Origin of the sequence: Rhizobium sp. CFBP 13644, assembly GCF_014842165.1 — a bacterium.
In the GTDB taxonomy this organism is placed as follows: domain Bacteria; phylum Pseudomonadota; class Alphaproteobacteria; order Rhizobiales; family Rhizobiaceae; genus Agrobacterium; species Agrobacterium tumefaciens_C.
On record NZ_JACYVF010000004.1, the window covers coordinates 336120 to 349642 of the forward strand.

Here is a 13523-nt window from a genome sequence, read left to right on the forward strand (position 1 = left end):
CATACACCCTGTTTTCGAGAAACGCTGGAATAAGCCCACTTAAGCGCCATCCGTTATGTTTTCAAGGATATATCGATCCTCGCGAAGGACTGTAGATCATTTTACGCTGTAAAAGCAGGTTCTAGAACCGTTCCCCGGTGAAATGGGCGACTTGAGCGCCAGCTTCGTAATAGGCTTCTTTCAGAACCCGCAGGCTCTGCGCTTTCGGCACGGTGACCGGCAGCGGAAGATCGTCCTCGCTGATGTCATCCGCGACATGGGCCGCCAGCGTCTTGCCGAAAACGGTACCCGGCGCGATGCCACGCCCGTTATAGCCACAGAAACCGACGATGTTTTTTGCGAATTTGTGAAAGCGCGGCACGGCATTGTCGGTCATGCCGATCTGGCCGTACCATTCGCATTCGAAATCAATATCGCCCAATTGCGGAAACAGCCGTGCGAGAGACCGTTTGGCCCATGCTCGGTGCACGGCGGTTCCGGTGTTGCGCAGGGATCCGACGCTGCCGAACACAAGCCGTCCGGCCTGATCCATGCGGAAGGATGACAGGATCTCTTTGGTATCCCAGCAGCCTTCACGGTTTGGCAGAATGGTCTTTCGCACATTATCGCCAAGGGGGCGTGTGGCGAAATTGAAATAGGGCAGATAGACCTGCTCTTCGCGGATGATATTCCACGGTCCGGTGCTGTAAGCCTCGGTCGCCACGATGACCCAATCCGCCCCCACGCTGCCTTGCGCCGTTTTGACCGCCCAGCCATCGCCATCTGCATCACAGGCAATAACAGGGCTTTCCGTGTAGATCGTCACACCAGCCTTCTGCGCGGCCATTGCAAGGCCGCGCACATAGGCTAGCGGCTGCAAGGTTCCGGCGCGCTCGTCCAGCAAAGCGCCGCTATAGGCGTTTGAGCCGACACGGGCCGCTGTTTCCTGCGCATCCAGAACCCGCACGGGAGCGCCTCTTGCCGCCCACTGGGCGCACCGTTCGCGCACCTCGGCCAGCCCCTTTTCGCCAACGGCGCAGTGCAGTGTTCCATTCGTTTCAAGTTCGCAGGAAATATCGTGCCTGCCGATGACATCTCTGACGACAAAGGGCGCGTTGCCCAGGAGGTCGAGCAACCGCTCGCCATAAACGGGGCCTAGTACATCAGGCAGCTCCTTGGGCATGACCCACATTCCACCATTGATGAGGCCGACATTGCGGCCCGCACCGCCAAAGCCAATGGACTTGGCCTCGACAACGATGACGCGGATGCCGCGTTCTGCCAGATGCAGGGCAGCCGACAGGCCGGTAAAGCCTGCGCCCACCACGACGACATCGGCAGTCTCGCGCGTTTCGAGTCTGCTTGTCACCGGCGGTTCAGGCGCTGTCTTTTCCCATAGGCCGTGAGAGCGAGGATCGTTGTACATTGAAGTGCCCCAAGGAAGCAGATGGTTTATGCGCATGTCGCAACGGCCAGCTTACAGACGCCGTGACACTGTGAAAACCGACATCTCGTCATCATGTCATGCCGGGCACGAATATGAAGGCGAGATTGCAATGGGAATGATGGTCAGGCTTGAAACCTGCGCCCGGCTCGGCCAATAGTGGTCTCACGTGAAGGATTGCGCCGAGGCGCTCACATCAATTGATGACGGGAAAGAAATAATGAAGCCCATTTTCGTTCAGCTTCAGTGCACACCCGGCAAGACCTATGAAGTTGCCGATGCCATCTACAAGACGGAACTGGTTTCCGAGCTTTACTCCACCAGTGGAGAGTATGATCTTCTGTTGAAGATTTATCTGTCGCCGGAACAGGATCCCGGCAAGTTCATCAATGAGAACATCGTCAGCATTCCCGGCATCGTGCGCTCGCTGACGACGCTGACTTTCACGGCGTTCTGAAGACGAAAAAAAGGCGTTGTTCCCCTGGGGAGCAACGCCTTTTTTCGCATCAACCGAGGTGGCTGTTTCAGACCATTGCCGCGACTGTGCGGTTGCGCACGAGGTTGCTGATGGCAACACGCACGTCATCGGCGCTGTCGAAGCGCTGGTCGTCAAGGTCATGCACGTGGAATTTTACAGCGATAAACTTCAGGCGGTTCTCGTCCGGCACAACAATACCAACCGGCTCACCCGCGAATTCAATAACTTGTCTTTGCATAATACATACTCCCGCCGTGGCTCGTCACAGCATTTCGTCGAATCGAATTTGAAAGAGTGGATGACTGTTAGGTCACATTCGACAGCAGCGGGAACACATCACTGTGCGGCCGGACCAGGCAAACCCTAGGTCAAGGATTGCGGCGATGCGTTTCAAGTAAGACATGACACTCTCCCTGCTCTGATGCTGATCTGGACATGGTGGAGAATCACTCTCCAACAGAAAGAACTGATACTCCAGATCAGTGGCGTAATCAATGAAGATCAATATAGGTAGAATATTTTTCTTTATGATGACAGGACGGGGGCGGAATTGTGAAATTTTTGTTTCTTTTGGCCCATTTGGTCAAGGCCCCGGAAAACCGCGATTTTTGGATGTCATCACGCGCCGGACGGCGGGTAGGCATGATCGTTTCCGTTGAAATCAGAGACTGTGTAGCAACCATCGGCATGTTTCGCGACCGCAGTGTGACTGATGACGGCTTTTCCGTGGCCGCCGGGAATATCCAGAACATAGGTTGGCTGGCACAGGCCTGATATGCGCCCGCGCAGCGCAGCGACGATTCTCTGCCCCTCTTCCACATCCAGCCGGAAGTGGCTGGTGCCCGGCGCAAGATCGGGATGGTGGAGATAATAGGGTTTGACACGCGCTTCCACGAAGGCGCGCATGAGATCTGCCAGAACGGCGGGATCGTCATTGATGCCCTTGAGCAGAACTGTTTGGCTGATCATGGCAATGCCAGCATCGACCAGCCTTGCGCATGCCGCCCGTGCATCTGCCGTGAATTCACGGGCATGGTTGGCGTGAAGCGCGACATAGGTCGTCTTGCCACTGGATTTCAGCGCTTCGACCAGCTCTGCATCAACACGCTTGGGATCAACCACGGGAACACGGGTGTGAAAGCGCACGATTTTGACCTGGCTGATCGCTTTGAGACCCTCCATGATGGTGGCAAGCCTGCGGGGAGACAGCACCAGCGGGTCGCCGCCGGTGAGAATCACCTCCCAGATTTCCTTGTGCTCGGCGATGTAGGACAGCGCGGTTTCCAGCTCATCACCCGTCATGGTGCCATTGCCCTGCGGCCCCACCATTTCGCGGCGGAAGCAGAAGCGGCAATAGACCGGGCAGATATGGACCGCCTTCAACAGCACGCGGTCCGGGTAACGATGCACAATGCCGTGGACGGGGCTGTGGGCTTCATCACCAATCGGGTCGGCGCGCTCTTCCGGGGTGCTGAGAAGCTCTTTTTCGCTTGGAAGGAATTGCAGTCCGATCGGATCAAGCTTGTCCGTCTTGTCAATCAGCGCAGCCATGTCGGGTGTGACTGCGATGGCGTAACGTTCCTCGACCGGGCGAATGCGTTCAAGCTCCACCTCGTCCACCAGACCTGCTGCCAGCAGATCGGCTGCCGATTTGAGGCTGCGCACCGTCATGAGCCGTAAGCCGCAACGGGTGCCCACATGACGAGATCGATGCGTGGCGCGCCCGTGGCCAGCATGACCAGCCGGTCAAAACCAAGCGCGATGCCGCTGGCTTGCGGCATCGCGGCCAAGGCTGCCAGAAAGTCTTCGTCTATCGGGTATGTTTCACCATAGATGCGTTGTTTTTCGCGCATCTCGGCTTCAAAGCGCAGTCTTTGTTCGGCAGCGTCGGTCAGTTCACCAAAGGCATTGGCCAGTTCCACGCCGCAGGCATAGAGCTCGAAACGCTCTGCCACGCGGCTATCGCCGGGTGAGCGCCGCGCAAGTGCTGCTTCGCTGGTGGGGTATTCGTCAAGAATTGTCGCTCGGCCAAAGCCAAGCTGCGGCTCGACCCGCTCAACAATCACCCGGCTGAAGATGTCGGCCCAGCTATCGTCATGGGAAATGCGGATGCCAGAGGATACCGCAAGGGCCGCGAGATGGTCACGGTCGGTTTCGCCCGTTGCCGCAACCGTCGCCAGAAGATCAATCTGCGCATACCGCGAAAAGGCCTCGGCAACACTGATGCGCTCCGGTTCAAGGAAAGGATCGACCTCACTATTGCGGTAGCGGAATGTTTTCGTCTTTGCGGTCTCTGCGGCAAGGCCCAGCAATTGCGCGCTATCCCGCATCAATGTTTCATAGGTTTCGCCAGCCCGATACCATTCCAGCATGGTGAATTCGGGATGATGGAGGGGGCCACGTTCGCGGTTGCGGTAGACATGGGCAAAACAGGCGATGCGCGGCTCGCCCGCCGCCAGCAGTTTCTTGCAGGCAAATTCCGGCGATGTGTGCAGATAAAGAGGAGCGTGTTCTGCGCTGGTCGTGATCCCGGTTGTGGCAAAAGCGTGAAGGTGCGCTTCGTTGCCGGGAGAAACCTGCAACGTGGCCGTATCGACCTCGATGAAATCATTTTTGGCGAAGAAACCGCGAAATGCGGCCTGAATGGCGTTGCGGCCAAGCAGAAAGGGCCGGCGATCGCTATGAACATCCGGTGTCCACCAGGGAGAGGTCGTGTCGAGGCTGTTACCCATTCGCGGTCTTCTTCACGGTTGTTTCTTTCGCGGAGCAGAGGAAAATGCGCTGTTGCGGCACTTCGGTGGCCTCGGTTCTCTTGAATCATCGGAAAACCGCACCGCAGTTTCGCTTGAATGCTCTAGAAGGCTGGCCTTTGTCCCGAATTTAGGGTAGTTGCGCCCCATAAAACACACAAAACGTCCATCGGGTCGATGCAGCCGCGCGGTCCTTTACGACGCATTTCATTGAGTTACAAGGAAATCCTATGGTCAAGGTTATCGCCTCATCCGTGCGCAAGGGCAATGTCATCGACGTTGATGGCAAACTTTACGTCGTTCTCAACGCCAATAACTTCCACCCTGGCAAGGGTACCCCGGTGACGCAGGTCGATATGCGCCGCATCTCTGACGGTGTGAAGGTTGCCGAACGCTGGCGCACCACCGAGCAGGTCGAGCGCGCTTTCGTTGAAGACCTCAACTTCCAGTTCCTTTATGAAGACGGCGAAGGCTTCCACTTCATGAACCCTGAAAACTACGATCAGGTCGTCGTGGATACTGAAACGATGGGCGAGCAGAAGGCCTATCTTCAGGAAGGCATGACCTGTGTTCTGTCCATCCATGAAGGCATTCCGCTGGCCGTCATCCTGCCGCGCCACGTGACACTTGAAATCATGGAAACCGAGCCGGTCGTCAAGGGCCAGACTGCTTCGTCGTCCTACAAGCCTGCTATGCTGTCCAACGGTATCCGCACCATGGTGCCGCCGCATATCGACGCTGGCATTCGCGTTGTCATCGCGACTGAAGACAATTCCTACGTCGAGCGCGCGAAGAACTGATCTTCTCAGCCATCACTCTGTTCTGCAAAAGCCCCGGATCGCTCCGGGGCTTTTTGTTGTTGTTTTGCGCACAAAAAATCCCGCAACTTTCGTTGCGGGATTGATGGTGACCAGACGCAGTTTGCTGCCTTTACATTCCCTTGGGAGTGTTGGCTGCAATGCGTGCGTTAGACGATGTGGTTGGCGCGCCGACCGCATAACCACCGCCCAATGCAACGCTGAGCGATACATAGTCCTGAGCGGTTTTCTGAACAGCTGTGGCCAGGTTTGCCTGGGCTGTCGAAACCTGACGCTGCGCATCAAGCACGTCGAGCAGGGACGAAGCGCCATCGCGGTAGCTGGCGGTCGCGAGCGACAGAGCTTCCTGATAGGAGTTGACGGTCTTGCGCAGGGCATCTTCCGTCTGCTTGTCGCGGGTTACGGCGGCAAGGGCGTTTTCAACTTCCTCGATACCGTTCAGCACGGTCGCCTTCCATACGAGATACTGCTCGCGGGCCGACGAATTGGCGATGTCGACATTGGCGCGCAGGCTGCCACCGTCGAAGATCGGCAGGTTGAGGCTCGGTCCGAAGGACCATGAGTTCGAAGTTCCGCGCGCGCCATTGTTAGCAATGTTCACGAGGCTTGGAGAAATGGAGCCGCTCAGCGTGATGCTTGGATAGAGGCGCGATTCGGCGACGCCGATCTGTGCCACAGCAGCGGCGAGATTGCGCTCTGCAACGCGGATATCGGGACGGTTGCGGATCAGGTCAGCCGGGATACCGGTAAGCGGTGCCTTGCGGGCGACAGGCTGACGCGCGCCACGCTGCAATTCGACAACCAGCGACGATGCCGGCATGCCGAGCAGGGTTGCAATGCGGTGTGCCGCCTGGCGGAAGGCAGTTTCGAGACCCGGCATGTCTGCAATTGTCGAGTTGACCAGACCTTCGGACTGCACGACGTCGAGACGCGACGCAGCACCGGCTTCAAGCTGAAGCTTCGTCAGGTCAAGCGTTTCGCGGCGGGACTTCAGGTTGGCGCGGGCGATAGCCAGACGTTCCTGATAATAACGCACATCGATATAGGCTGCGACAACAGAGGAGATCAGCGTCAGGCGCTGAACGTCCGCCGTTGAATAGGCTGCATCCAGAGAAGCACTCGCGCTTTCCTTGGAGCGACGGTACTGGCCAAAAAGATCCAGCAGCCAGGATGCGTCAAGAGCTCCAGCCGTGCTGTTGCGTACAGACGAACTGGTGGACGGGAAGCTGCCCTTGGTCTGCGACGTGATGTGGTTGGCGGAGCCTGTCAGGCTTGGAAGAGCGCCAGCACCGGCGACGGTGATCTGCGACTGTGCCTGATTGATTCGTTCGATGGCCTGGAGAACGGTCAGGTTCTGCGCCATGCCTGTTGCGACATATCCATTGAGACGGCTGTCGTTGAATGCATTCCACCATGCCACGGTTGCGACATCGCCATTGCTGGCTTTTCCGCCCTCGGCGAATTTGGCAGGAAGCTGAACCTCTGGTGCCTTGTGGTCTGGCCCGACAACACAGCCGGACAGAAGGAGCAAGGTCAGAGGAAGGGTAGCGCGAATGGACAGCATGGAGTGATCCCAATTTATTTCGGCGCACACGGCACCTTAGTCGAAACGAGCGTAGCGCAGTTATTGGCAGAGAAAATGCGGCTTATAATAAGCAATATTCCTAACAGCCTATTCCTGCTTTGCTAGCCTATTTTTGGTTTGTTAACGATTAGATATTCGCCTTATGATGACGAAGAACGATGGAATGAAGAAAATTCCCAGCAGTGTTGCAGAAAGCATACCACCCAGGACGCCGATACCGATCGCGTTCTGCGCTGCGGAGCCTGCACCACTCGCGATAGCAAGCGGCACGACACCCAGAATGAAGGCAAGCGAGGTCATGATGATGGGACGCAATCTAAGCTTTGCGGCCTCCAGTGTTGCGTCTAGCAGGGATAATCCGTGCTCCTGACGCTCTTTAGCGAACTCCACGATCAGGATCGCGTTTTTCGCGGCAAGGCCTATCGTCGTCAACAGTCCCACCTTGAAGTAGACGTCGTTCGATTGACCGAAGAAGTGTGCCGCCAGCAAGGCGCCGAGCACGCCAACCGGTACCGCCATGATGACGGAGAAGGGGATCGACCAGCTTTCATAAAGGGCTGAAAGGCACAGGAAGACGATCAGAACAGAAAGACCGTAGAGAAGTGGTGCCTGTGATCCCGATAGCCGTTCCTGATAGGAAAGTCCCGTCCAGGCCACCGAATATCCGCCGTCCATTTCAGATACGATTCGTTCCACCTCGTTCAAGGCATCGCCCGAGCTGAGGCCAGGAGGGGCGGCGCCTTCCAGCGAGAATGCACTGGCAGCGTTGTAAGCGGAAACGGATGGCAGCCCGTTGACCCATTTTGCAGTGGTGAACGCGGTGAACGGCACCATCTCATTGCTCGAATTGCGCGCATTCCAGTATTTCAGGTCTTCTGCCTGCATGCGGTATGGCGCGTCCGACTGGACGTAGACCTTCTTGATCTTGTTGTTGAGCGTGAAGTCATTGACCCGGCTGCCCGCGAAGATCGTCGTCAGCATGGTGTTGACTTCGGCAACGTTGAGGCCCATCGAGCCCAGCTTCTCCTGATCGAGTTCAAGCTTGACCTGGCTTTCCTGATCGCGGTCATTGGCGCGCATCGCCGTGACCTTGCCGCTGGCATTGGCGGTCTGGATCAACTGTTTCGATGCGTTGACCAGTGCTTCCGAACCCCGGTTACCACTATCGACAAGATACATGGAGAAGCCGCTGGAATTGCCCAGACCCTGAATGGCGGGAGGCAGGATGGGGAAGACCTGCGCTTCGCGGAAGGTCATGAAGGTTCCCATTGCGCGTTGCACGATGGCAGAGGCGGCCATGTTTGGCGCTGTACGCTGATCGAAGTCCTTCAGCTTGGCAAAGACGAGAGCATAGCTTTGTCCGCTACCGGTGAAGCTGAAGCCGTTCACAGCAAAAATGCTGTCGATCGTGTCTTTTTCCTTGTCGAGATAAAAGTTCTCGACTTTTTCGATGACCTTTGCCGTCTGCGCGCTCGTCGAGCCGTTTGGCAACTGAATGATCGTCATCAGAACGCCCTGGTCTTCCTGAGGCAGGAAGGACGATGGCAGCCGTGTGAAGAACCATGCGCAACCACCGATAATGATCGCGAACATGAGAAGTACGCGCAATGGCCGCTTTAGCAGATAGCCCACGGAATTCACATATCCCGTGGTTGTCCGGTCGAAGTTGCGGTTGAACCATGCGCCGGGACCACGGGTCTTCTTATGATGATCAACCGGCTTGAGCATCGTGGCGCAAAGTGCCGGTGTCAGCACGATGGCGACGACGGCCGATAGCAGCATGGCAGACACGATGGTGACGGAGAACTGACGGTAGATGATGCCTGTCGAGCCACCGAAGAACGCCATGGGAATGAACACAGCCGTCAGCACAAGGGCGATACCGACAATGGCGCCGGTGATTTCGCCCATGGATTTCTCCGTGGCTTCCAACGGGCTCAAGCCCTCCTCGGTCATGATGCGCTCGACGTTTTCAACAACCACGATCGCATCATCGACAAGAAGGCCGATGGCAAGAACCATGGCAAACATCGTCAGCGTATTGATCGAGTACCCGGTGAGCGCAAGAATGCCGAAGGTGCCCAGAAGCACTACGGGAACCGCAATCATCGGAATGAATGTGGCACGCAGGTTCTGCAGGAAGACCAGGAGAACAACGAAGACCAGTACGATGGCTTCGATCAGCGTGTGAACGACTTTCTCGATGGAGAGCGAAACGAACGGCGTGGTGTCGTAAGGGTAGATGACCTTGACGTTCTGCGGCAGGGCAGGTGCGATCTGCGCCAGCTTGGCTTTGACGAGAGCTGCGGTATCCAGCGCATTGGCGCCGGTGGCAAGGTTGACCGCAAAGCCGGACGCAGGCTGGCGGTTCGAGCGTGAAGTGGAGGAATAGCTTTCCTGGCCGATTTCAACCCGGGCCACGTCACTCAGGCGGACATTGGCAGCTGTCGTGTCGACTTTGAGGATGATCCGCTCGAAATCGGAAACGGTCGTCAACTGGCTTTGGGCCGTCATCGTCACATTGATCTGCTGACCTTCAACGGAAGGCAGTCCCCCAACCGAGCCAACGGAGACCTGCGTGTTTTGCGATTGAATGGCCGAGGTGACATCAGCTGGCGTCAGCTGGAATTTCTTCAGCTTGAAAGGGTCGAGCCAGATGCGCATCGAATAAGCGGAGCCGAAGGCATTGATATTGCCGACGCCTTCCAGGCGCTTTACCTGGTCCGATATCTGCGTCGAAAAAATGTCGCCGAGATCAGCCGAAGAGCGCTTCCCATCCGTAGACACAAGGGCACCAACGAGCAGGATACTCGACGTCGACTTGGTGACCTGGATACCCAGATTTTGAACCACTGCCGGCAACTGCGAGGTCACAAGCTGGAGCTTGTTCTGGACCTGAACCTGGGCAATGTCACCATTGACGCTGTTATCGAATGTCAGGGTGATGCTCGCCGATCCTGTCGTGGACGACGAGTTCATGTAGGTCAGACCGTCAAGCCCGGTCATCCCGTCTTCGATGATCTGCGTGACGGTCTTGCGGACCGTATCGGCACTGGCGCCGGTGTAAGTTGCGCTGATCCGGATCGTTGGCGGCGCAATTTCCGGATATTGCGAGATCGACAAGGTGCTGATGGCCAGTGCGCCACCCAGCATGATGACAATGGAGATGACCCAAGCAAAGATCGGTCGCCGAATGAAAAATTTTGACATATCTAGTTCCTGATCACGATGTTGCCGAGCATGTCTTCAGACATCATGATTTCGGCGCCGGAGCTGGGGCCGTGGCAGGCTGTGCCGCCTGCTTTTCTACGATGGAGCCCTTTTCATCGATCTCGACCGGTATGGGATTGACCACGGCATTGTCGGTTATCCATTGAAAACCGTCAGCAATCAGCTTGTCACCATCCGCAACATTATCCGTCACGAGCCAGTTGTTTCCAGAGAGCTGGCTTGTGGTGAATGTGCGGGTCTCGACCTTGTTTTCACCGGTCACGAACTTTGCAGTCAGCTCGCCATTGGCGTTGCGGCCAGCCGCGCGCTGGGGAATGAGGTAGCCGATTTCCTTACCCACCGTGATCGTGGCACGCACATACATGCCCGGAAGAATGACGTTGTCGGGATTGTCGAACAGGGTGCGGATGGAAACGGTGCCTGTCGTTGTGCTGACGGCCATTTCCGACATGTCGAGCTTGCCCACGCCGGGGTACTCGGACCCGTCTTCCAGCGTCAGACGAATATCCGTCGTTTCGCTATTGTCGCTACGTTCCAGTTTGCCGGCCTTGATCGCAGACTGCAGGCGCAGAAGGTTGACGCTGGATTCGTTCAGCTGAATGTAGATTGGGTTGATCTGGCGCAGGGTGACCAGCGAATCCGCCTGACTGGCCGTGACCACGTTTCCTATTGAAAAGTTGGTGGCGGAGGTCACGCCGTCGAATGGCGCACGAACTTCCGTCAGCGACAGATTGATCTGCGCGGTCTGCAAGGTTGCACGCGCCTGTGCAACGGAGGCTCTTGCCTGGAGCAATGTGGTGCGCGCATCTTCAAATTCTTTCTGGGATGCGCCGCTGTTGGCAAGGCGCTCATAGCGCTGCAAATTCGCTTCAGCCGCTGGAACGCTGACTTCTGCGCGGTCGAGAGCAGCCTGGGCTTCCGCAAAGGATGCCTGGTATGTGTCGTCGTCGATTTTGTAGAGCAGGTCGCCTGACTTTACGAAGCTGCCTTCCTTGAAGGCAATCTGCTTTATGATGCCGCCTACACGCGGGCGAATGTCTGCTCTCTGGAACGCTTCCGCCCGGCCCGCCAGTAATGTTGTCAGCGGATAGTCACTCTTCTTCATGGAAACGACGCTAACCGGGGCAGGGGGACGCTGCGCACCCTGTGCAGGAGCCTTCTTGGCTTCCTCACTGTCGCTGCAGCCGACCACGACGCCTGCCATGAGCATGATGGTGAATAGAGGGGCTAGACGTCTTTTCATCGTTTTTCTCATGTTCAGCGGTCGAATCCCGGTTTGTCCGATGTCGAAGGCAAGCACCTAAAATGTGGTGCGATCAGGCGTATAAGGTTTTCATGGCGAAGCCACGATACAAATAGAATAGGTAAGTGACGTATAGAGCCTATCGTCACCTAGCAATCCCGTATCTCAAGGCGCTATCAATAAATGTGACGAGTTCTTCACAACGTGTTGCTAAAATGTCGACATCTTCCTGGGCGATCAGAGCCGGGTGCAATACGCATGTCAGGGCGTAAAGAGCGGTTCTGGCCGAATGTTCGATGTCGGTCTGCTGATATACACCGGCATTAACGCCGTCGTTGATAATGTCTGCAAGCTTCTGAGTGACCACTTTCTCATAATAGCGGCCACATGCAAGCTCCCGCTTGGCAGTCATCAACACCATTTCGAATATGTAGGGATTATCATTCAGGTCGCCCCTATGATTTTCCATGAGCTTGCGTGCAAGATGCTGCAGACGTTCAATTGGCGCATGGCTGGCGTCCAGCAGATGGATCTTTTGTTCAAGCAGTCGAATCTGCTGAACGAATATTGCGTCCACCAATGCATTCTTCGAGTGAAAATGCTTGAATATATTGGCAGGCGACATGCCGAGCGCCGCTGCGATATCCGCAATCGAGACCGCGCCGAAGCCACGGTCGCGAAACAATGTCTCCGTCATGGCGAGAATATCGCGTCGTGTCTCTTCAGCGGAACGACGCGGTCGTGCTTTACGACCGGTCGTCTCGTTTTTGACCGTTGATGAGGTCGGGACGCTCGCTTTCGTCACGCTCATGTTTCCTGAATATAGCGCTGGAGGTTCTGCCGCACGCGCTCAAAGGGAGTTGCGCCGCTATCATCGGGAACGAATGTGTGACCGGTGATGCGTTCATATGCCTCTATATACACCTTCGAGGTTTGCAACCGCAGCTCTTCAGGAATTTCCGGAATATCGTCCGCATAGGGGTCGCAGCGTTCTGCCACCCAGGAGCGGACAAAGTCCTTGTCGAAGCTATGGGGGCGGCTGCCTCGCTGGAAGGCCTGCTCATAGGTGTCAGCCATCCAATAGCGGCTGCTGTCTGGTGTGTGGATTTCGTCGGCAAGAATGATGGTCCCGTTTTCATCGGTCCCGAACTCATATTTCGTATCGACCAGAATAAGCCCTTGCTTGGCAGCCATCTCCTGCCCGCGCTGGAACAGGGCCAGAGCGTATCGTGACAGGGTCTCCCATTGATCCGGCGTCAGCAATCCCTTCTCAATAATTTCGGCTGGCGTCAGTGGTTCGTCATGGCCGCCATCGAACTCTTTGCTGGTCGGCGTGATGATCGGCGTCGGCAAAGCCTGATTGTCTTTCATGCCTTCAGGGAAGGTCACGCCATACATGTCCCGCACGCCCTTCTTATAGAGTGTGAGAATGGAGGTGCCGGTGGTGCCTGCCAGATATCCGCGCACAACGATCTCAACAGGCAGAATGTCGAGCCGCTTGCCGACTACCACATTGGGGTCAGGATAGGAGACGACATGGTTGGGGCAGATATCGCCTGTGTGTTCGAACCAGTAGCGTGCCGTCTGGGTCAGAACCTGTCCCTTATATGGTATGCAAGTGAGAATGCGGTCAAAGGCGCTGAGACGATCGGTGGATATAATGATGCGGTTGCCATCTGGCAGGTCGTAATTCTCGCGCACCTTGCCTCGGTAATATTGGGGAAGTTCGGAAATGACGGCTTCGGCAAGAACACGCACGGGATTGTCCAATCTCTCTATATAAGGGCGATAACTATCTCAGGCGTGCCTGAGAGCGTGGATCACCCTATCGCATGTTTTAGAGGGAAGGACCAGTATCGGCTTTTTGTGGGTTTCGAGGGGCGGTCAGCCAAACGATATCAAATAATCGTATTAAACCAGTGACTTACTGTTTTTCTGAATTTTCTGTCTGACCTGCTGTTGACTTGTTTCGGGTGTGTCCTCTATAAGTCCGCT

Annotated in this window: 11 protein-coding genes; 2 read left to right on the forward strand and 9 right to left on the reverse strand. The window is 56.3% G+C overall.

The features are described from left to right. Positions 1-121: 121 nt before the first annotated feature. Positions 122-1405 (reverse strand): NAD(P)/FAD-dependent oxidoreductase, encoded by a 1284-nt coding sequence (locus IFT53_RS14005; protein WP_192065463.1) that lies wholly within the window; start codon positions 1403-1405, stop codon positions 122-124. A gap of 238 nt (positions 1406-1643) precedes the next feature. Between IFT53_RS14005 and IFT53_RS14010 the strand changes: the two genes are divergently transcribed. After that, positions 1644-1880 (forward strand): Lrp/AsnC ligand binding domain-containing protein, encoded by a 237-nt coding sequence (locus IFT53_RS14010; protein WP_042620128.1) that lies wholly within the window; start codon positions 1644-1646, stop codon positions 1878-1880. Between the two features lie 67 nt (positions 1881-1947). Here IFT53_RS14010 and IFT53_RS14015 read toward each other — a convergent pair whose 3' ends face one another. The 3 genes from IFT53_RS14015 to epmA form a co-directional block, all read right to left on the reverse strand. Then, positions 1948-2139, reverse strand: a complete 192-nt coding sequence (locus IFT53_RS14015; protein ID WP_192065465.1) for a hypothetical protein — start codon at positions 2137-2139, stop codon at positions 1948-1950. 380 nt (positions 2140-2519) lie between these two features. Further along, positions 2520-3572 (reverse strand): lysine-2,3-aminomutase-like protein, encoded by a 1053-nt coding sequence (locus IFT53_RS14020; RefSeq protein WP_192065467.1) that lies wholly within the window; start codon positions 3570-3572, stop codon positions 2520-2522. Further along, positions 3569-4633: an EF-P lysine aminoacylase EpmA gene (gene epmA, locus IFT53_RS14025; protein WP_192065469.1), complete on the reverse strand. Its 1065-nt coding sequence runs from the start codon at positions 4631-4633 to the stop codon at positions 3569-3571. The genes IFT53_RS14020 and epmA overlap by 4 nt, the downstream gene beginning before the upstream one ends. Positions 4634-4881: 248 nt before the next feature. On the opposite strand from epmA, the gene efp reads away from it, so the two are divergent. After that, the gene (efp, locus tag IFT53_RS14030) at positions 4882-5451 is read left to right on the forward strand and encodes an elongation factor P (RefSeq protein WP_042620118.1); all 570 of its coding nucleotides are present in this window, start codon (positions 4882-4884) and stop codon (positions 5449-5451) included. 130 nt (positions 5452-5581) lie between these two features. On the opposite strand, the gene IFT53_RS14035 is transcribed toward efp, so the two are convergent. The 5 genes from IFT53_RS14035 to IFT53_RS14055 form a co-directional block, all read right to left on the reverse strand. Further along, positions 5582-7033 carry an efflux transporter outer membrane subunit gene (locus IFT53_RS14035; protein ID WP_192065470.1) on the reverse strand — a complete coding sequence of 484 codons (1452 nt, stop codon included), beginning with the start codon at positions 7031-7033 and terminating at the stop codon, positions 5582-5584. Between the two features lie 141 nt (positions 7034-7174). Continuing rightward, positions 7175-10264: an efflux RND transporter permease subunit gene (locus IFT53_RS14040; RefSeq protein ID WP_042620120.1), complete on the reverse strand. Its 3090-nt coding sequence runs from the start codon at positions 10262-10264 to the stop codon at positions 7175-7177. A gap of 43 nt (positions 10265-10307) precedes the next feature. Then, entirely contained in the window at positions 10308-11528 is a 1221-nt protein-coding gene (locus IFT53_RS14045; RefSeq protein ID WP_192065472.1) for an efflux RND transporter periplasmic adaptor subunit, read from the reverse strand. Between the two features lie 145 nt (positions 11529-11673). Next, a complete protein-coding gene (locus tag IFT53_RS14050; RefSeq protein WP_042620130.1) occupies positions 11674-12225 on the reverse strand; it encodes a TetR family transcriptional regulator in 552 nt (183 codons plus the stop codon). Positions 12226-12335: 110 nt separating this feature from the next. Beyond that, positions 12336-13286 carry a phosphoribosylaminoimidazolesuccinocarboxamide synthase gene (locus tag IFT53_RS14055; protein WP_192065475.1) on the reverse strand — a complete coding sequence of 317 codons (951 nt, stop codon included), beginning with the start codon at positions 13284-13286 and terminating at the stop codon, positions 12336-12338. Between the last annotated feature and the right edge of the window lie 237 nt (positions 13287-13523).

Excerpts from the sequence above, each read along its gene's own strand:
- epmA (WP_192065469.1), bottom strand. The coding sequence starts at position 4,633 with ATGGGTAACAGCCTCGACACGACCTCTCCCTGGTGGACACCGGATGTT.
- IFT53_RS14035 (WP_192065470.1), bottom strand. The coding sequence starts at position 7,033 with ATGCTGTCCATTCGCGCTACCCTTCCTCTGACCTTGCTCCTTCTGTCC.
- efp (WP_042620118.1), top strand. The coding sequence starts at position 4,882 with ATGGTCAAGGTTATCGCCTCATCCGTGCGCAAGGGCAATGTCATCGAC.
- IFT53_RS14015 (WP_192065465.1), bottom strand. The coding sequence starts at position 2,139 with ATGCAAAGACAAGTTATTGAATTCGCGGGTGAGCCGGTTGGTATTGTT.
- IFT53_RS14040 (WP_042620120.1), bottom strand. The coding sequence starts at position 10,264 with ATGTCAAAATTTTTCATTCGGCGACCGATCTTTGCTTGGGTCATCTCC.
- IFT53_RS14005 (WP_192065463.1), bottom strand. The coding sequence starts at position 1,405 with ATGTACAACGATCCTCGCTCTCACGGCCTATGGGAAAAGACAGCGCCT.
- IFT53_RS14020 (WP_192065467.1), bottom strand. The coding sequence starts at position 3,572 with ATGACGGTGCGCAGCCTCAAATCGGCAGCCGATCTGCTGGCAGCAGGT.
- IFT53_RS14050 (WP_042620130.1), bottom strand. The coding sequence starts at position 12,225 with ATGACGGAGACATTGTTTCGCGACCGTGGCTTCGGCGCGGTCTCGATT.
- IFT53_RS14045 (WP_192065472.1), bottom strand. The coding sequence starts at position 11,528 with ATGAAAAGACGTCTAGCCCCTCTATTCACCATCATGCTCATGGCAGGC.
- IFT53_RS14010 (WP_042620128.1), top strand. The coding sequence starts at position 1,644 with ATGAAGCCCATTTTCGTTCAGCTTCAGTGCACACCCGGCAAGACCTAT.